This is a genomic window from Roseovarius sp. MBR-79 (assembly GCF_053628555.1).
The window spans coordinates 196,046-212,055 of the sequence record NZ_JBRJGP010000005.1; the positions used below are offsets into that span (position 1 = coordinate 196,046).

The 16,010-nt window shown below is 65.6% G+C and carries 19 protein-coding genes and 1 riboswitch; of the genes, 3 read left to right on the forward strand and 16 right to left on the reverse strand.

Annotation, left to right across the window (positions count from 1 at the left end; genetic code table 11):
• Positions 1-4 precede the first annotated feature (4 nt).
• The 9 genes from trmB to miaB form a co-directional block, all read right to left on the reverse strand.
• Positions 5-718, reverse strand: a complete 714-nt coding sequence (gene trmB / locus ACSSV8_RS07165; RefSeq protein WP_454281975.1) for a tRNA (guanine(46)-N(7))-methyltransferase TrmB — start codon at positions 716-718, stop codon at positions 5-7.
• A gap of 43 nt (positions 719-761) precedes the next feature.
• A complete protein-coding gene (metK, locus tag ACSSV8_RS07170) occupies positions 762-1,928 on the reverse strand; it encodes a methionine adenosyltransferase (RefSeq protein WP_454281976.1) in 1,167 nt (388 codons plus the stop codon).
• A gap of 5 nt (positions 1,929-1,933) precedes the next feature.
• Positions 1,934-1,981: riboswitch (SAM-SAH riboswitch) on the reverse strand.
• Positions 1,982-2,012: 31 nt separating this feature from the next.
• Positions 2,013-3,524 (reverse strand): apolipoprotein N-acyltransferase, encoded by a 1,512-nt coding sequence (gene lnt, locus ACSSV8_RS07175; protein ID WP_454281977.1) that lies wholly within the window; start codon positions 3,522-3,524, stop codon positions 2,013-2,015.
• Positions 3,517-4,395, reverse strand: a complete 879-nt coding sequence (locus ACSSV8_RS07180) for a hemolysin family protein (RefSeq protein WP_354539633.1) — start codon at positions 4,393-4,395, stop codon at positions 3,517-3,519. Before ACSSV8_RS07180 ends, lnt begins: the two co-directional genes overlap by 8 nt.
• Before the next feature lie 40 nt (positions 4,396-4,435).
• Entirely contained in the window at positions 4,436-4,924 is a 489-nt protein-coding gene (gene ybeY, locus ACSSV8_RS07185; RefSeq protein WP_454281978.1) for an rRNA maturation RNase YbeY, read from the reverse strand.
• A gap of 3 nt (positions 4,925-4,927) precedes the next feature.
• A complete protein-coding gene (locus ACSSV8_RS07190) occupies positions 4,928-5,899 on the reverse strand; it encodes a PhoH family protein (RefSeq protein WP_354539635.1) in 972 nt (323 codons plus the stop codon).
• A 159-nt stretch (positions 5,900-6,058) separates the two neighbouring features.
• On the reverse strand, positions 6,059-6,370 hold the full coding sequence (locus ACSSV8_RS07195) for a hypothetical protein (RefSeq protein WP_354539636.1): 312 nt from the start codon (positions 6,368-6,370) through the stop codon (positions 6,059-6,061).
• 12 nt (positions 6,371-6,382) lie between these two features.
• Positions 6,383-6,964 (reverse strand): OmpA family protein, encoded by a 582-nt coding sequence (locus ACSSV8_RS07200; protein WP_454281979.1) that lies wholly within the window; start codon positions 6,962-6,964, stop codon positions 6,383-6,385.
• 169 nt (positions 6,965-7,133) lie between these two features.
• Complete coding sequence (miaB, locus tag ACSSV8_RS07205) at positions 7,134-8,459, reverse strand: tRNA (N6-isopentenyl adenosine(37)-C2)-methylthiotransferase MiaB (protein WP_454281980.1); 1,326 nt, start codon at positions 8,457-8,459, stop codon at positions 7,134-7,136.
• Positions 8,460-8,571: 112 nt separating this feature from the next.
• Between miaB and ACSSV8_RS07210 the strand changes: the two genes are divergently transcribed.
• Positions 8,572-9,447 carry a glycosyltransferase family 2 protein gene (locus ACSSV8_RS07210; protein ID WP_454281981.1) on the forward strand — a complete coding sequence of 292 codons (876 nt, stop codon included), beginning with the start codon at positions 8,572-8,574 and terminating at the stop codon, positions 9,445-9,447.
• 50 nt (positions 9,448-9,497) lie between these two features.
• On the opposite strand, the gene ACSSV8_RS07215 is transcribed toward ACSSV8_RS07210, so the two are convergent.
• The 7 genes from ACSSV8_RS07215 to ACSSV8_RS07245 form a co-directional block, all read right to left on the reverse strand.
• A complete protein-coding gene (locus tag ACSSV8_RS07215; protein ID WP_354539639.1) occupies positions 9,498-9,884 on the reverse strand; it encodes an ExbD/TolR family protein in 387 nt (128 codons plus the stop codon).
• Positions 9,884-10,264 (reverse strand): biopolymer transporter ExbD, encoded by a 381-nt coding sequence (locus tag ACSSV8_RS07220; RefSeq protein WP_454281982.1) that lies wholly within the window; start codon positions 10,262-10,264, stop codon positions 9,884-9,886. The genes ACSSV8_RS07215 and ACSSV8_RS07220 overlap by 1 nt, the downstream gene beginning before the upstream one ends.
• Positions 10,257-10,910: a MotA/TolQ/ExbB proton channel family protein gene (locus ACSSV8_RS07225; RefSeq protein ID WP_454281983.1), complete on the reverse strand. Its 654-nt coding sequence runs from the start codon at positions 10,908-10,910 to the stop codon at positions 10,257-10,259. Before ACSSV8_RS07225 ends, ACSSV8_RS07220 begins: the two co-directional genes overlap by 8 nt.
• Positions 10,907-11,341, reverse strand: a complete 435-nt coding sequence (locus tag ACSSV8_RS07230) for a hypothetical protein (protein ID WP_354539642.1) — start codon at positions 11,339-11,341, stop codon at positions 10,907-10,909. Before ACSSV8_RS07230 ends, ACSSV8_RS07225 begins: the two co-directional genes overlap by 4 nt.
• Positions 11,342-11,507: 166 nt before the next feature.
• On the reverse strand, positions 11,508-12,695 hold the full coding sequence (locus tag ACSSV8_RS07235) for a TonB family protein (protein ID WP_354539643.1): 1,188 nt from the start codon (positions 12,693-12,695) through the stop codon (positions 11,508-11,510).
• A gap of 377 nt (positions 12,696-13,072) precedes the next feature.
• Positions 13,073-13,597: a GAF domain-containing protein gene (locus tag ACSSV8_RS07240; RefSeq protein WP_354539644.1), complete on the reverse strand. Its 525-nt coding sequence runs from the start codon at positions 13,595-13,597 to the stop codon at positions 13,073-13,075.
• A 222-nt stretch (positions 13,598-13,819) separates the two neighbouring features.
• The gene (locus ACSSV8_RS07245) at positions 13,820-14,992 is read right to left on the reverse strand and encodes a thiolase family protein (protein ID WP_454281984.1); all 1,173 of its coding nucleotides are present in this window, start codon (positions 14,990-14,992) and stop codon (positions 13,820-13,822) included.
• Between the two features lie 93 nt (positions 14,993-15,085).
• On the opposite strand from ACSSV8_RS07245, the gene ACSSV8_RS07250 reads away from it, so the two are divergent.
• Both ACSSV8_RS07250 and ACSSV8_RS07255 read left to right on the forward strand, forming a co-directional pair.
• Positions 15,086-15,424 (forward strand): STAS domain-containing protein, encoded by a 339-nt coding sequence (locus ACSSV8_RS07250; protein ID WP_354539646.1) that lies wholly within the window; start codon positions 15,086-15,088, stop codon positions 15,422-15,424.
• Positions 15,425-15,455: 31 nt separating this feature from the next.
• Entirely contained in the window at positions 15,456-15,899 is a 444-nt protein-coding gene (locus tag ACSSV8_RS07255) for an ATP-binding protein (protein ID WP_454281985.1), read from the forward strand.
• Positions 15,900-16,010 lie beyond the last annotated feature (111 nt).

The window sequence follows — 16,010 nt, forward strand, 5'->3', positions numbered from 1 at the left end:
AGTCTCAGGTTTTGCGGAAGGTCAGGTACTGCGGCGCGCGGCCCTCTTGCAGGGCTTTTTGCTCATAGCGCGTTGAAATCCAGTCATTCCACGGAGCGCGCCAGTCGGCAGGCCCCTCTGCCAGCCATTCGAACCCGTGGCGCGGCACCTCTTCGAGGGTCTGGCGCACATAGTCGGGAATATCCGTGGCCACCCGAAGAATACCTCTTTTTTTCATGATCCTGGAAAGCGGAGTCAAATAACCCCCGGTGACGAAACGCCGCTTGTGATGGCGCTTTTTCGGCCATGGATCCGGGTAGAGCAGAAAGCTGCGCGAGATCGATCCCTCGGGCAGGACATCGAACATGTTGCGGACATCGCCGGGATAAACCGCTATGTTTTTCGCCCCCGAGGCCCGGATCTTGCCGAGGAGCATCGCCACCCCGTTGATGTAGGGTTCGCAGCCGATGATCCCCACATCGGGGTTGGTCACGGCCTGATGCACCATATGCTCGCCACCGCCGAACCCGATCTCGAGCCATATCTCCCGGTCTCCGAAATACTCTTTCAGATCAATGGGATTTCGGTCGGGATTGACGTCCCAATCAACCGCACCGGGCGAGAGCGCACAGAGGTCCTCGTCCAGCCACGCCGCTTGGCGTGGCTTCAGGGTCTTGCCCTTGAACCGCCCGTGAAAATTGCGCCAGGGCGCGCCGGTGGGGTGCTTGCGATCACTCATGATACCTAAAGTGGCGCGCGAAGTTCGCGCGCCAAAACCTTGATCAGACGGCTTTTTTCAAAGCTTCGACAAGATCGGTCCGCTCCCACGAAAACCCGCCATCGGCCTCCGGCGCGCGCCCGAAATGGCCATAGGCGGCGGTGCGCGCGTAGATCGGTTTGTTGAGGTCCAGATGCTCGCGAATGCCGCGCGGGGTCAGGTCCATGCATTCGGCCACCGCTTTTTCAATCGCGGATTCATCCACTTGCCCGGTCCCGTGCGTGTCCACATAGATCGAGAGCGGCTTGGCCACGCCGATCGCATAGCTGACCTGAAGCGTGCAACGCTGCGCCAGCCCCGCCGCCACCACGTTCTTGGCGAGATAGCGTGCCGCGTAAGCCGCTGATCGGTCTACCTTTGTCGGATCCTTGCCCGAAAACGCGCCGCCGCCATGCGGGGCCGCGCCACCATAGGTATCGACGATGATCTTGCGCCCCGTGAGGCCCGCATCGCCGTCCGGTCCGCCGATGACGAAAGTTCCCGTCGGGTTCACATGCCATTCGGTATGCTCTGTAAGCCATTCTTTCGGCAACACTTCCCGAATATACGGCTCGACGATGGCGCGGATGTCGTCGCTCGTCTGCGCCTCGTCCGAGTGTTGCGTCGAGAGCACGAGTTGCGTCACCTCGACCGGCTTGCCGCCCTCGTAGCGCAGCGTCAGCTGTGATTTGGCATCGGGTCCCAACGTCTTTTCGATACCCGATTTTCTCACCTCGGCCAACCGCTTGAGAATGGCGTGGGCATAGAGGATCGGCGCGGGCATGAGTTCGGGCGTCTCATCGACCGCATAGCCGAACATGATCCCCTGATCGCCCGCCCCGTCGCGGTCAACCCCTTGGGCGATATGCGCCGACTGAGGATGAAGCATGTTGTGCAACTGCAAGGTATTCCAGTGAAACTCTTTCTGTTCATAGCCGATGTCACGGACGCACTCCCGCACGATCCCGTCGATCCGGCCCATGAATTCCGCAAGGCGCGACTTGTCGGTCAGCCCGACCTCGCCGCCGACCACCACGCAATTTGTGGTCGCAAAGGTCTCGCACGCCACGCGCGCGTTGGCCTCTTCGCTCAGGAACGCATCGAGGATCGAGTCCGAAATCCGGTCGCAAACCTTGTCCGGGTGCCCCTCCGAAACGGATTCGGAGGTGAAAAGGTAGTTCTGTCGTGCCATGAAAACGCTCCGTTGGATACATCCGCCACGCCAGGAAGCCGTTGTGACGGGATTGGCGCTCGATACGCCCACGCACCCCGCGCGTCAATCGCCAACTGTGCGCGCGCGCCGCCTGTTGCGCCAGAGTGACAATGCCAGCAAAAGAACATGGAAAACCAGCATCGGAGCATCCCCAAGCCGCGCATAGACCGTCTCGGGCAAAGGCGGCGGCAGGGCTGCGTCGCGCCAGCCCGCCTCTCCCAGCGGGATCCACTCGGTAAGCTCGCCGGTCGCGTCGATCATCGCCGAAACGCCGGTATTGGCGACACGGATCATCGGCAGGCCCATTTCGGCGCTGCGCAAACGCGCCTGGGCAAGGTGTTGATACGGCCCGGAAACCTTCCCGAACCAGGCATCGTTGGTTATGAGCAGGATCATATCCGCCCGCCCCGGCGCTGCCCGCAGATCGCGTGCGAACACGCTTTCGTAGCAGATGAGCGGCAGTGCCCGCCCAAGCGGCCCGAGATCGAGAAGCCGCGCGCCCGGACCGGAGGAATAGCCCTGCCCCTCATTCGACGCGAGACCGTAGATACCCAGACTGCCAAGAAAATCCCCGAAAGGCATGAACTCGCCAAAGGGCACGAGATGGTGCTTGTCGTAGACTTCGTTGACCACGCCACCGGGCTCGATCACCGCCATTGAGTTGAAAATCCGCCGCCCTTCCGAGCGTTGGATCCCCAGCACCACCGGCGCGCCCCGCGCAGAGGCCGCCACCGCCTCAAGCGTCTCGCCCGCGTTCTCGAGCCAGACCGGCACCGCCGTTTCCGGCCAGACCACCAGATCGGGCACAGCGCCCGCCGCCGTAAAGGCGCGTTGGCGGTCAAAGAAAAGCTGAACCTTGTCGGGGTCCCATTTCTCGTGCTGCGCGGCATTGGGCTGGATGAGGCGCACCACCCGCGCACCCGCCCCTGCCCCCGCTTCAGGCGTGAGCGCGGCCCCCAACGGCCAGAGCGCGGCCAGCCCGCCAAGCGCCAGCGCGCCGCGCCCCCGCTGCCCCGCCACCACGTGCCAGAGCGCAACCCCCGCCCCCAGAACGAGCACGAGCAGCCCCGGCGCGCCCAGATACGACGCCCAGTGCAACAGCGGCGTGTCGATCAGCGCGTGACCCGCCTGCGCCCAGGGAAAGCCTGTGAAAAGCCAGCCGCGCGCGATCTCGGCCAGACCCAGTCCGGCCACGAAACCTGCCGCTCCTCCACCCAAGGCGCGGGCGAGGGCCAGCCCCGCCCCCCAGAAAAGCGCCATGCCCGCTGCCAGCCCCACAAGCGCGAACGGCGCCATCCAGCCATGGCGCGCGGCATCGACCATGAACGGCTCGGTGATCCAGTGCAGCGCCAGCAGGAAATGCCCCGTGCCCACCATCCAGCCAAGCACCGCCGCCCCGCGCCAACCCTGCGCCCGCCGGTAAAGTCCGTAAAAAGCAGCCATCCCGACCACCGTCAGCGGCCAAAGGCCCCACGGGGCCTGCCCAAGCGCCGCCAGCGCCCCCAAACCCCAGTAGAGCGTCAGGCGTCCCGGCCAGGACCAGCGCGCTGCCCGCGCCAGCACCGCCTCAGCCATGCGCCGGGGCCTTGAGCCGCACACGCACACGCTTGATGCGGCGCGGATCGGCCTCGACCACCTCGATGGTCGGCCCGGCGGGATGCTCGATCACCTCGCCGCGCACCGGCACCCGCCCCAGCAGCATGAAGACCAGCCCGCCCAGCGTGTCGATTTCTTCCTCGTCCACCTCGTCGGCTTCTGTCAGCGACAGGCCGATCTCGGCCTCGAACTGATCGAGCGGCGTGCGCGCCAGCGCCACGTAACAGCCCGGCGCCTCCTCGGTCCAGAGCGCATCCTCGTCGGTGTCGTGCTCGTCCTCGATCTGGCCCACCACTTGTTCGATCAGGTCCTCGATGGTCACAAGCCCGTCCACCCCGCCATATTCGTCGATCACCAGAGCCATATGCCGCCGCTCTGCCTGCATTTTCTGCAACAGCACCCCGATGGGCATGGACGGGGGCACAAACAGCAGCGGCCGCAACATCTTGCGCAGCGCAAAACCCGCCCCCTTGCCGTTGAACCCGTGCTTGAGCGCGAAATCCTTGAGGTGGATCATGCCAAGCGGCGAGTCGAGGGTGCCCTCATAGACCGGCAGGCGCGTCATGCCGCTCTCGCGGAACACCTGCACCAGATCGTCGATCCCGATATCGACCGGAACGGCGACAATCTCGGCGGTGGGGATGGCCACATCCTCCACGGCCATGTCGCGCAGATTGCCCATGCCGGGCACGGGGCTGCCAAACGTGCCCGCCCCGTCCTCGCTGTCATCCTGCGGGTTGAAGATGCCGAAAACCCGGCGGAAAAACCCGCCCGTTTCCTCGGTCCCGGTCATGTCCTCCGGCTGCGCGCGTTGCGCCGCAGTAGGAGATCCGTCGCTACTCTCGCCCATCCATCTCTTCTCAGGTGCCGGGGTCCTGCCCCATCATGTGCTAATATGGGTCACGAACACCCAGTTTGCCAAGTATCGCCACCTCGGTTGCCTCCATCAGCGTGGCATCCGGGTCACGGATGTGGTCATAGCCCAGCAGATGCAGCACCGCGTGAACGGTCAGATGCGTGACATGATCGGCGAATGGACATCCCGCCTCCGCCGCTTCACGCGCGCAGGTGTCATGGGATATGGCAATATCACCGAGAAAGCCATCCTCCCCCGGCTCCGGCGGCACAGGTCTGTCGCCTGCGCGCGCGGGCGACAGATCCTCGGCGGGCCAACTCAATACATTGGTGGGCGCGGGCTTGCCCCGGAACTCGGCGTTGAGCGTGGCAATGCGGGTGTCATCGCAGGCCAGAAGGCTGATTTCCCAGTCGCCGGGCACCAGACCCAGATGCGCCAGTGTCGCCTCTGCCGCGCGCGCCGCCAGCGCCTCCAGCCCCGCCGCCCGCCAGCGGTCGTCCTCGATCATCACCTCGACGGGCATGGCCTAGCCATCCGCCTCATATGCCTCGATGATCGCCGCCACCAGCGGGTGGCGCACAACGTCCTTCGCGGTGAAATAATTGAAACTGATCTGCGGGATATGCGTCAAAAGCCGCTCGGCATCCGCCAGCCCCGAGGGCACCCCGCGCGGCAAATCAATCTGCGTGCGGTCGCCGGTGATGACCATGCGCGAGCCTTCGCCCAGACGGGTGAGAAACATCTTCATCTGCATGGATGTCGCGTTCTGCGCCTCATCGAGCACGACAAAGGCATTGGCCAGCGTGCGGCCGCGCATGAAGGCCAGGGGCGCGATCTCGATGCGCTTTTCCTCGATCAGCTTCTGCACCTGCTTGCCGGGCAGGAAATCGTTCAGGGCATCATAGAGCGGCTGCATGTAGGGATCGACCTTGTCCTTCATGTCGCCGGGCAGATAGCCCAGTTTCTCGCCCGCCTCCACCGCCGGACGGCTGAGGATGATCCGGTCGACATGGCCCTCGATGAACATGTTCACGCCGACCGCCACGGCCAGATAGGTCTTGCCGGTGCCCGCAGGCCCGATGCCAAAGGCCAGTTCATGCGCGAAGAGCGATTTGACATAGGCTTTCTGCGCCTCGGTGCGCGGCTCCACGAGCTTCTTGCGTGTCTTGATCTCGACCGAGGAGCCGCGAAACATCTCAAGCTGATCACCGTCAAGGGTGCCTGTGTCCTCACCGCCGCCCATGCGCAATTCACGGTCCACATCGCCGCGCTCCACCGATTTGCCGGCCTCGAGCCGCGCATAAAGCGCCTCCAGAACCGCCACCGCCGCCTGAACCGCGCCGTCCTCACCCAGCACCGCAAGCTGATTGCCACGCCGCACGATCTGAACCGCCAGGACGCGCTCGATCTCGGCAAGGTTGCGGTCATATTCGCCGCACAGGTCGATCAGGAGCTTGTTATCGGGAAACTCGACCGCAGCCTGATGCATCGCGGTCATGTCGGGGGCGGGGGGCGGTGCGCTGGTTCCCAAACAAATCTCCCAGAGTCGGATGTCTGTCCCACAGTGCCAATATGCGCCGCGCGGCGCAAGCGTGGGAGCGGAAAAAGAACGGGGCGCGCCTGCGCCCCGTTCTCGTCATCCCTCGCCATGCCATTCTCAGAGCGTATCGGCGATCCGGCTGCCCTTCTTGAACGGCCCGGTCGCCACAGTGGGCGGGGCGATGCCCGAGCAGACCGGCTTGCCGTAGCGGTCCATCCGTGCCGAAAGATATCCCTCGACCCCGTCATCGATGATCCAGTGATCGCACCCGTTGGGATCGACCCAGATACCGGCCCGAAGCTGGCTCAGGTGCTTGCGGTCGGTGCCCCGGTCGAGGCTCTTGTCGGGACCGACGGTGCCGTGCCCACCTGTGCAGGCCGCCAGAAGCCCGACAACGGGCAGGGCAAAAACGATTTTGACAATGCTCATAGCAGGGACCCCTCAGCGCCAGCACATGATTTCGACACGGCGGTTTTCCGCCATGCCCGCGGCGGTATTGTTCGTCGCTCTGGGCATCCGCTCACCGTAGCCGCGCACGTCCGAGATGCTGGCACCGGTGCTGCGCGCGACCGACGCCACGGCATTTGCGCGGCGCAGCGACAGGCCCATGTTGTATTCATCCGAGGCGCGGCTGTCGGTATGTCCGACGATGGTATAGGACACGGCCCCGGCAGACTGGAAGAACTCTCGCAACCGCTGTTGTCCCGAGGGGCTGATCCGCGCGCTGTCGGTGGCAAAAAGCTGGTCGGTATTGACCACCCCGCACAGGTTCACCTCGCGGCAGACCGGAATGCCCTGACGGGTGACATGCGGGCTCATGTAGCCTTCGGCCCCGTCATCCATGACCCAGTGTTCACAGCCGTCCGGATCGATCCAGATCGTCGGGATATAGCGCTCACCCACCACGGTGCGTTGCCGCTGCTCCTGCGCCTGCGCCGTGCTGGCAACCGCCGAAAGCGCAAGCGCCCCGATGACAGCCGCGCCGACAAGACTGTGCAGAATATCAGACCGTTTCTTAGTCACTATCCCCGTCCCCCACTTCTTGAACGATATTCCCTTTCGGATCATCGTTATATCAAATGCAGGCCAAGTTTAACAAATTTGCCTTCGAAGTGAAGCAAATTCCACCAGATATTGTGGCGAGAGAGGAAACAATCTCTAGCGCGCCGCAAATTTGCCCCAATTGGCCGTCTCAGGCGGCGGGGATTCGGCCGCCAAGCGAGTTTGGCCCGCTCTCGACAATTTCCACCTGCATCAGATCACCCACGTTCAGGTTTCCGCCTGTCACATGCACTGCGTGCAGATGGTCGGATTTGCCCACCATCTGCCCCGGCATCCGACCCGGCTTTTCGAAAAGGACCCCCACGCGACGCCCCACCATCGCATCCTGAATGGCGCGTTGCTGGCGGGTGATCAGCGCCTGCAACCGGTGCAGCCGCTCGGATTTCTCGGCCTCATCCACCTGCGCGCGCTCCGCCGCCGGGGTGCCGGGGCGGGTGGAATATTTGAACGAGAACGCCTGCCCGTAGCCCACGGCCTCGATCAGATCGAGCGTGGCCTGGAAATCGGCCTCGGTCTCTTCGGGGAAGCCCACGATGAAATCGCCCGAAATGAGGATATCGGGCCGCGCCGCGCGGATGCGCTCGATCAGCCGCAGATAGCCCTCGGCGGTGTGCTTGCGGTTCATCCGTTTCAGGATGCGATCAGAACCGGACTGCACCGGCAGATGCAGATAGGGCATGAGCTTGGGGCATGTGCCATGCGCCTCGATCAGGTCATCGCTCATGTCATTGGGGTGACTGGTGGTGAAGCGGATGCGCTCCAGCCCGTCGATGTCATTCAAGGCCCAGATGAGCCGCGCGAGGCTCCAGTCGCCCCCCTCGCCCGCCCCGTGATAAGCATTCACATTCTGCCCCAGCAGGGTGATCTCGCGCACGCCCCGTTCCACCAGATCGCGCGCCTCTTCCAGCACGCGCGCGGCCGGGCGGCTCACCTCGGCCCCGCGGGTATAGGGCACCACGCAGAAGGCGCAGAACTTGTCACAGCCCTCCTGCACGGTCAGGAACGCGGTCGGGCCGCGCGCGGCCTTTGGTCGGTGGCGCAGGGTGTCGAACTTGTCCTCCAGCGGGAAATCGGTGTCGAGCGCCTTTTCCCCCGCGCGCAGCCGCGCCTCCATCTGCGGCAGGCGGTGATAGCTTTGCGGCCCCACCACCATATCCACGAGCGGCTGGCGGCGCATGATTTCCGCCCCCTCCGCCTGCGCCACGCACCCCGCGACGCCGATTTTCAGATCGGGCTTTTCGTCCTTCAGCGCGCGGAACCGGCCCAGTTCCGAATAGACCTTCTCGGCGGCCTTCTCGCGGATATGGCACGTGTTCAGCAGGATCATGTCGGCATCCGCCGGATCCGTTGTTTCCACATAGCCCGCGCCGCCCATGGCCTCGGCCATGCGCTCGCTGTCATAGACGTTCATCTGACAGCCATAGGTCTTGATATAAAGCTTCTTCGGAGCCGCCATGCGCCCGCCTCCCGGCCTTGGGTTCATGTCGCGTTCCTACATCACGCCCGCCCCCTCTTGCAATGCCCGCCGGGATTGGCGATTCTGCGGCAAACCGGTCAGGACGGATCACATGACGGCACCGACGCTCACCGCGTTTCTCGCGCAACCCGGCACGGCGCTCGCCAAGGGACCGGTGGCCATGGTCTTTGCGGAGGACACGACCGAGCTTGACTCGACGCTGCGCCACCACCTCGACCTGGGGTTCAAATCGGTGCTGTTCCTTGCGCCGGACGTTTTCGACGTGGCCCCGGATGTGGCCGGGGATCCGAGACTAACCCGCATCCGCCACGATCTTGCGGCGGGCGACACGGTCACCGAGGCGGTCAACGCCGTGATCGACAAGGCCCCCGGCCTCTGGCTCTATTACTGCTACAACGCCGAATACCTGTTCTACCCGTTCTGCGAGACGCGCACCGTGGGCGAATTGCTGGCCTTTCACACAGAGGAACGGCGCGCCGCGATGCTCACCTACGTGATCGACCTCTACGCCCCCGACCTTGACCGCCACCGCAACGCGGTCTGCCTCGAAGAGGCGCATATGGACCGCTCGGGCTACTATGCGCTTGGCCGTCCCGATCCGGCCAACCACAACCACCCCCGCGAGCGGCAGCTTGATTTCTTCGGCGGGCTGCGCTGGCGCTACGAGGAACATATCCCCGCACACCGGCGCAAGATCGACCGCATCGCCCTTTTCCGGGCCGCACCGGGGCTGCGCCTGCGCGACGATGACACGTTCTCGGACGAGGAATACAACACCTATGCCTGCCAATGGCACAACAACCTGACCGCTGCGCTGGTCTCGTTCCGCACCGCCAAGGCGCTCAAGCGCAATCCCGGCTCCACCTTCGATATCCACAGTTTCAAATGGCACAATTCCGTGCCGTTCGAGTGGCATTCCCGGCAATTGCTCGATCTGGGGCTGATGGAACCGGGCCAATGGTTCTGAACGCCGCATCTATTGTCAGTTGCGCGCAAACCTGCCGCACCTGACGGGGATCAGTCCAGCCCGCGTTCGGTCACGATCATGACGCGCGAGGCCCCTGACGCGCGCAGGTCGCGTGCCAGATCGACCAGGGTGATCGCAGACAAGGCCTTGTCGGGCACGATCCGCACCACGTCGCGCTCTTCCTCGGGGCGTGCGGCGTGGAAGGCCTGCGCCGAGGCGACGGGCGCGCCCCGATAGGTCAGCCGGCCGTCGGGGTGCACGACAAGCGTATCGGGCGGCGCACGGCCATCGAGATCGGACGTGCTCACGAGCCTCAGATCCCGGTCCATCGGCGGCGCAATGGTGCTTGCGACCATGAAAAAGACCAGCATCAGGAAAACCACATTGATCAGGGCAATCGTGGGCTCGATCCGCGAGCGATGTCTGGGTCTGCGCATCACGACCCCAACACGCTGATGCTGAGCCGGTCAATGCCGCGCAGGATGACAAGAACATCGGTCAGCCTCTGCGCCGTCACATCGACAGCCAGGCTGACGATCACCTGCAAGCCGTCCGCATCGGGGGCCATGTCGGCGAATTGGTCCTTCAGGGCCCCCAGCCCGACCTCCTGACCGTTCACGCGCAGGCTCTCCTGCCCCAGTTGAAGAAAGCTCCGCCGCAGGTCGGCCTTGTCGGCACCGCCCGCATTGGCGGAGGACAACTCCACCTCGGCAAAGCGCGAAAAGGTCGAGGACAGCATGAAAAACAGCAGCAAGAGGAAAATGACATCGATCAACGATGTCATGGACAGGCGCCGCCGCCGGGCCTGCCTACGCATGGGCGGGCTCCATCGCGGCTTGTCGGTCGGCCCCACGCTGACCCTGCGGGTGCAGGACGGCGGCAATCGCCCGTTCGGCAGTCACGCGCTCGGCATCCATGCGCCCCTCGAACCAACTGAGCACCATGGCCGTGGGCATTGCCACCGCAAGGCCCGCCGCCGTGGTCAGCAGCGCCACCCAGATACCGCCCGCCAGAAGCGACGGATCGACCTGCGCCCCGGCCTCCTGAAGCGACTGGAACGCGTCGATCATCCCCAGAACCGTGCCGAAAAGCCCCAGAAGCGGGGCAAGCTGTGCCACGCTGTCCAGCAGGCGAAACCCGCCCTCCAGCCGGGCGAAGCGCACCTCGGCTTCCGCCTCCAGCCGCTTGGCGTCTTGCGGTTCCGAGGAAAAGGCCATCTCGACCACCGGCGCGAGGTAGCTTCTGGATTGCCTGAGCGCGCGCAGGGCGGCGCTCCGGTCGCCCCGGTCCCAGGCGTTGACGGCCTCTTTCAGGGCCCGGTGCCGCCCCACCCCGACCGCGAAAAACTGCCATAGCTTGTAGAGGATGGTCGCCAGGGTCACGACCGAGACCGCCAGCAGGATCATCACGACCGGCCCGCCGAGATCGGCGATCCGACGCAGGCCTTCAAGAACCTGTGTCATCCGATCACCTCGATCCCGGTGCGCGTCCCGAGGATCAGCCCCGCCTCGCAGGCGTTCGCGGCCAGATCCGGGGCCTGACAGGTGTTGGCCCCGTTGATCAGGACGCGGCTCAGGCCGTCGCAGGTGACACCCGTGATGGTGAACTGACGCACCCGGGGGCGACCGGACGGCAGCGCGCCGAAATCGAACAGGGTCAGCCGCTCCACCTGACCGGCGCTGTCGAACAGCACGGTTTCATACACCGCCTTTTCGATCGGTCCGGCATGTCCGTTGGTCACCAGAAAACTCAGCGTGCAACTGCCCTCATTGGACTTCACCGCATTCAACTCGATCGCGACAGCCGCGCCCGCCCCCGCGTCCTGTGCCACCGCTCCGGTGGCAAAGCAAAGGCCGGCACCAAGCGCCACGCCCGCCAGTCGCATCATCTTCATCTGCATCTTCCTCATGTGATCGCACCGCCCCGACCAGTTGAGAGGCGCGGCGGTTGGCATGTCAAGCTCGGGTCTGCGGGCCACCCGCCGCGACCGGAATCGCCCCTTGCGCGCGGCGCCGGTTTGGTGCCCGGAGCGTCCGGGACTTGTGAATCCGTCCATGAGATCACCTTCTTTGATACGAGAAAACCATTGTCTGGCTGGTGCCATCCGGCGTTGGCGGGAACGGGGCGGCGCGCCTGACCTGAGCGGCAGCGGCACGCCTGATGTTCGGAGGGCCGGAACTGCTCAGGATATTGACCCAGGCCACAGAGCCGTCGGGATTGATCCCGAATGACACCTGCGCCGACCCACGCGCCGAGGGATCGACGGCCGGAAAGCGGTTGAGCTGAACCAGAATCTGACCGGCGTAATTGCCCGAGATTGCATTGCCGGGGTTGCGCGACCCGCTGAAGCCGGTCGCCCCGGACCGCGCGGCCCCGCGACCGGCGGCAAACGGATCAATGCCGGTGCGCCTGTAGCTGGTCAGCGGGGATTCGATCGTCCGGTTCAGGCGCCCGCTTTGCGCGCCATCCCTCACACCTGCGGTCGCCATGGACGGCCGCTCCTTTGGCGGGCGCAAGGACGTTGTGACAACCGGGCCCGTTTCTTCCTCGCTGTCCTCGGCGGTCAGGGTCTCGGGGGTCTCGGGCGCGGGGGCGACCGCAATCTCCGACTGATCGGGCCGTAGCACCTCGGGTTCCGGGATGAGCGCGGGGCTTGCGGACGGGGCGGGCGCGGGCGCGACGGGCTGCACGGTTTCGGCGGTTGACAGGGGGGCTGCGTCGCTGTCCATCGGCTCCGCCGGATCGGGAGTTTCCACCTCTGTCCCTTCGGGTGCATCTGCCTGCGTCTCGGCCTCGGGCGGCGTGAGGACCGGCGCATCCGCGACGGTGTCATCCTCGCCGCCCGCTGGCTCTGCGGTGTCGGGTGCGGTCTCTGACACGGGCTCATCGCTCCCGGACGGATCGGCAGCGTCCGGTTCCACCACATCGACCGACCCGGTATCGGGCGCGAGGACATCCTGGGGATTGTCGGAGGCCACCAGCGCCTGGGTCGTGGGGGGGTCCTCGGTCACCGGTTCGGGTGGCGTCACCTCGGGTGGGTCGGGCACCGGGGCAGGCTCCGGCGCGGGAGACGCAGCCGTGGGTTCGGCCAGATCCTCGAAGGCGCTGCCGACATCGGCCAGTTCCGAACCGGCACCGTCTTCCGGGGCCGCCTGATCCTCGCTGGAGGTGACGCGCAGCCCCAGGCCGTGCAGAAGCAACGACAGCACAATGGCCACGACCGCAGCATAAATCGACCCCCTGATCATTCAGGCCGACGGGCTTTGGACAGAGTGGCGAGCACGGCCATGACCCACCAGAAAGACCCGGTGAGGTCTGGCAAGGGCAAGGCGGTGACACGACATGGTTGGTTTCCTTATCCGACCGACACCACGCGCCGAGACCATTCAGCGCACGTCAGGGTCCACCGGCCAGTGCCGTCTGAAGTTACCGCAACTATCCGCCCTGCGGTAGGGCATCCTACACGTTTGTGATATGGGGTCAGAACACCGGACGGCAACTCGGCCCTCTGCGCCCCTTTCACGGGCGCGACGGATACCGATGATCCGGCACAGGGATCGACAGCACCTGCACGCGCCTGATCCCGGTCACGCGGACCAAGGCGCGACGTGACGCGCCGCCGGTCCTATCCGGTATCCTCGCCCATCCCCCCGCGTCCCGCAGCCGGGACATCGGCCGCGCGTGGATCACTGCCCTGACGCATCCCGAACACCGATCGCAGGATCTCTGACAGCCCGGCCACGTCCCGCCCGTCGAAGGCCGCAGGCTGGTCGCTGTCGATATCGAGCACACCGATCAGCGCCCCCGCCGCGTTCCACACCGGCAACACGATTTCCGAGCGCGTGGACGCAGCACAGGCGATATGGCCCGCAAACGCCTCCACGTCATCGACGAGTTGCACCTCGCCCGTGCGTGCCGCCGCCCCGCAGACGCCCCGCGAGAACGGGATCACAAGGCAACCATGCCCGCCCTGATACGGCCCGATCTTGAGCATTTCCGGCCCGGTCACCCGGTAGAACCCGGTCCAGTCGAACCGGTCATCGGCATGGTGCAACTCGCACACCACCGTGGCCATGAGCGCGACCTCGTCGCTCTCGCCCTCGGTCAGCGACAGGATCGCGCGGGTGGTGGCGGGGTAGTCGATACGCATCGGCGCGCTCCTCTCGAAGTGGGCGTGGAGGCCAGCCCCCACACGCAGGGTAAAGTGGGGGCCAGCCCCCACACGCAGGGTAAAGTGGGGGCCAGCCCCCACACGCAGGGTCAAGTGGGGGCCAGCCCCCACACGCAGGGTCAAGTGGGGGCCAGCCCCCACACGCAGGGTCAAGTGGGGGCCAGCCCCCACACCCCCGGGATATTTCAGGCCAGAAGAAACTCAGACCCGTTCGATGGCAATCGCCGTGCCCTCGCCGCCACCGATGCAGATGGCGGCAACGCCGCGTTTCAGCCCCCGCTTTTCCAGCGCGTTGAGCAGCGTCACCATGATCCGCGCCCCCGAGGCCCCGATGGGATGGCCAAGCGCGCAGGCCCCGCCATTGACGTTCACCTTCTCGCGCGGCAGCCCCATTTCGTGCATGAAGGCCATGGGCACCACGGCAAAGGCCTCGTTCACCTCCCAGAGATCGACATCGCCCACGCCCCAGCCGAGGCGCTTGAGCAGTTTTTGCGCCGCCGGAACCGGCGCGGTGGTGAACCAGCCCGGCGCCTGTCCGTGGCTGGCATGGCCGAGGATGCGCGCGCGGATAGTGAGGCCGCGCGCCTCTGCCGTCTCGCGCGCGGCGATGACCAGCGCCGCCGCGCCGTCGCTGATCGAGCTGGAATTGGCCGCCGTGACCGTGCCGCCCTCGCGGAACGCCGGTCTGAGCTGCGGGATCTTCTCGGGGCGCGCCTTGGCGGGCTGCTCATCGGTGCTGATCGTCACCTCGCCCTTGCGCGTGCGAATCGTCACCGGCGCGATCTCTCCCTCGAACGCGCCCGATCTCTCCGCTGCAAGAGCCCCTTCCAGCGAGCCGAGCGCATAGGCGTCCTGCGCCTCACGCGTGAACTGGTATTTCTCGGCGCAATCCTCGGCGAAGGTGCCCATCAGGCGGCCCTTGTCATAGGCATCCTCCAGCCCGTCGAGAAACATGTGGTCGATCACTGCGGCATGGCCCAGCCGCGCCCCGCCGCGCATCTTGGGCAAGAGGTATGGCGCGTTCGACATCGATTCCATGCCGCCCGCGATCATCGTGTCTGCCTGGCCCAGCGCGATCTGATCAAAGGCCATCATCGCCGCCTTCATGCCTGAGCCGCACATCTTGTTGAGCGTGGTGGCGGGCACCTCCTCGCCCAATCCGGCCAGAAATCCGGCCTGCCGCGCCGGGGCCTGTCCCTGCCCCGCAGGCAGCACGCAGCCCATCAGGACCTCATCCACCGTAGCGGCGCGCGCATCCCTCAGCGCCGCCCGGATCGCCGCACCGCCCAGTTCCGCCGCCGGCACCCCGTCGAAATCGCCCTGAAAGCCGCCCATGGGCGTGCGCGCCGCCCCCGCGATCACCACTTCCCGCATTCTTGCCCCTCCTTGTGAAAACCTGGCCCGTGCTTACCGGATGGAAAGGAATCGGGTCTAGCCTTCCTTGTATTACTACGTAGCGGAGGCAGGATGAAACTCGAGGTAACCAGTCACGAAAAGGTGCGCATCATCACGGTGCCGGAGCCGCGCATCGACGCCGTCGGCGCACTCAGGTTCAAGGAGGCGATGCGCGCGGCCACCACCGACGGGCCCGATCATGTCGTGCTCGACCTCGGGCAGGTGCGCTTTGTCGATTCGAGCGGGCTTGGCGCGATTGTCGCGGCGATGAAACAGATGGGGGCCGGGCGCAGGCTCGATCTGGCGGGGCTCACGCCCGATGTGGCCAAGGTGTTCCGGCTCACGCGCATGGACACGGTCTTTGTCATCCACGAGGATGCCGAGGCCCCGCTGCGCCGCGCCACGGGCTGAGCGCGGCGCATCCACGCAAGAGGGGAGACAGATGGCGGAGGCGTTTCACCGGCGGATCGCGGCTGACGGCATGGCCGTGCGCGCCCTGCTGGCCGAGATACGCGGCTGGCTCTCTGGACGGGGTCTCGACGATGCCGCATGTGGCAAGATCGAGATTGTCCTGGCCGAGGCGCTCAACAACGTGGTCGAGCACGCCAGTCTGGACCCAAAGGACGAGATCGCACTCGACATGACGCTCGCACCGGACGGTGTCGGGGTGGACCTGCGCGATCGCGGCGCGCCCCTGCCCGGCCTGACACCGCCCCGGGGCGATCCGCCGCCCCTCGCCGGGGACCGCGAAAACCTGCCCGAGGGGGGATTCGGCTGGTTCCTGATTCGCACGCTGACGTGCGGGCTGCACTACGCGCGCGAGGGCGGGGAAAATCACCTGTCGCTCCGGTTTGCCCCCGAAAACAAGGCGGAACGCAACCCCTGAGACGCATCTTTCAACCCTCGCGTGTGCCCGTCCAGAAAAGACCATATTGGCACCGCAGAGCCGCCGCAGAGCACCGCCATAAGCGTGCCTGTAGCTGCATATGGCTTCCCT

Excerpts from the sequence above, each read along its gene's own strand:
- ACSSV8_RS07195 (WP_354539636.1), bottom strand. The coding sequence starts at position 6,370 with ATGAGCATTGTCAAAATCGTTTTTGCCCTGCCCGTTGTCGGGCTTCTG.
- ybeY (WP_454281978.1), bottom strand. The coding sequence starts at position 4,924 with ATGCCCGTCGAGGTGATGATCGAGGACGACCGCTGGCGGGCGGCGGGG.
- trmB (WP_454281975.1), bottom strand. The coding sequence starts at position 718 with ATGAGTGATCGCAAGCACCCCACCGGCGCGCCCTGGCGCAATTTTCAC.
- ACSSV8_RS07230 (WP_354539642.1), bottom strand. The coding sequence starts at position 11,341 with ATGAAGATGATGCGACTGGCGGGCGTGGCGCTTGGTGCCGGCCTTTGC.
- ACSSV8_RS07215 (WP_354539639.1), bottom strand. The coding sequence starts at position 9,884 with ATGCGCAGACCCAGACATCGCTCGCGGATCGAGCCCACGATTGCCCTG.
- ACSSV8_RS07235 (WP_354539643.1), bottom strand. The coding sequence starts at position 12,695 with ATGATCAGGGGGTCGATTTATGCTGCGGTCGTGGCCATTGTGCTGTCG.
- ACSSV8_RS07250 (WP_354539646.1), top strand. The coding sequence starts at position 15,086 with ATGAAACTCGAGGTAACCAGTCACGAAAAGGTGCGCATCATCACGGTG.
- ACSSV8_RS07255 (WP_454281985.1), top strand. The coding sequence starts at position 15,456 with ATGGCGGAGGCGTTTCACCGGCGGATCGCGGCTGACGGCATGGCCGTG.
- ACSSV8_RS07245 (WP_454281984.1), bottom strand. The coding sequence starts at position 14,992 with ATGCGGGAAGTGGTGATCGCGGGGGCGGCGCGCACGCCCATGGGCGGC.
- lnt (WP_454281977.1), bottom strand. The coding sequence starts at position 3,524 with ATGGCTGAGGCGGTGCTGGCGCGGGCAGCGCGCTGGTCCTGGCCGGGA.
- ACSSV8_RS07210 (WP_454281981.1), top strand. The coding sequence starts at position 8,572 with ATGACGGCACCGACGCTCACCGCGTTTCTCGCGCAACCCGGCACGGCG.
- ACSSV8_RS07240 (WP_354539644.1), bottom strand. The coding sequence starts at position 13,597 with ATGCGTATCGACTACCCCGCCACCACCCGCGCGATCCTGTCGCTGACC.
- ACSSV8_RS07190 (WP_354539635.1), bottom strand. The coding sequence starts at position 5,899 with ATGACCGCGATGCATCAGGCTGCGGTCGAGTTTCCCGATAACAAGCTC.
- ACSSV8_RS07225 (WP_454281983.1), bottom strand. The coding sequence starts at position 10,910 with ATGACACAGGTTCTTGAAGGCCTGCGTCGGATCGCCGATCTCGGCGGG.
- ACSSV8_RS07220 (WP_454281982.1), bottom strand. The coding sequence starts at position 10,264 with ATGCGTAGGCAGGCCCGGCGGCGGCGCCTGTCCATGACATCGTTGATC.
- ACSSV8_RS07180 (WP_354539633.1), bottom strand. The coding sequence starts at position 4,395 with ATGGGCGAGAGTAGCGACGGATCTCCTACTGCGGCGCAACGCGCGCAG.
- metK (WP_454281976.1), bottom strand. The coding sequence starts at position 1,928 with ATGGCACGACAGAACTACCTTTTCACCTCCGAATCCGTTTCGGAGGGG.
- miaB (WP_454281980.1), bottom strand. The coding sequence starts at position 8,459 with ATGGCGGCTCCGAAGAAGCTTTATATCAAGACCTATGGCTGTCAGATG.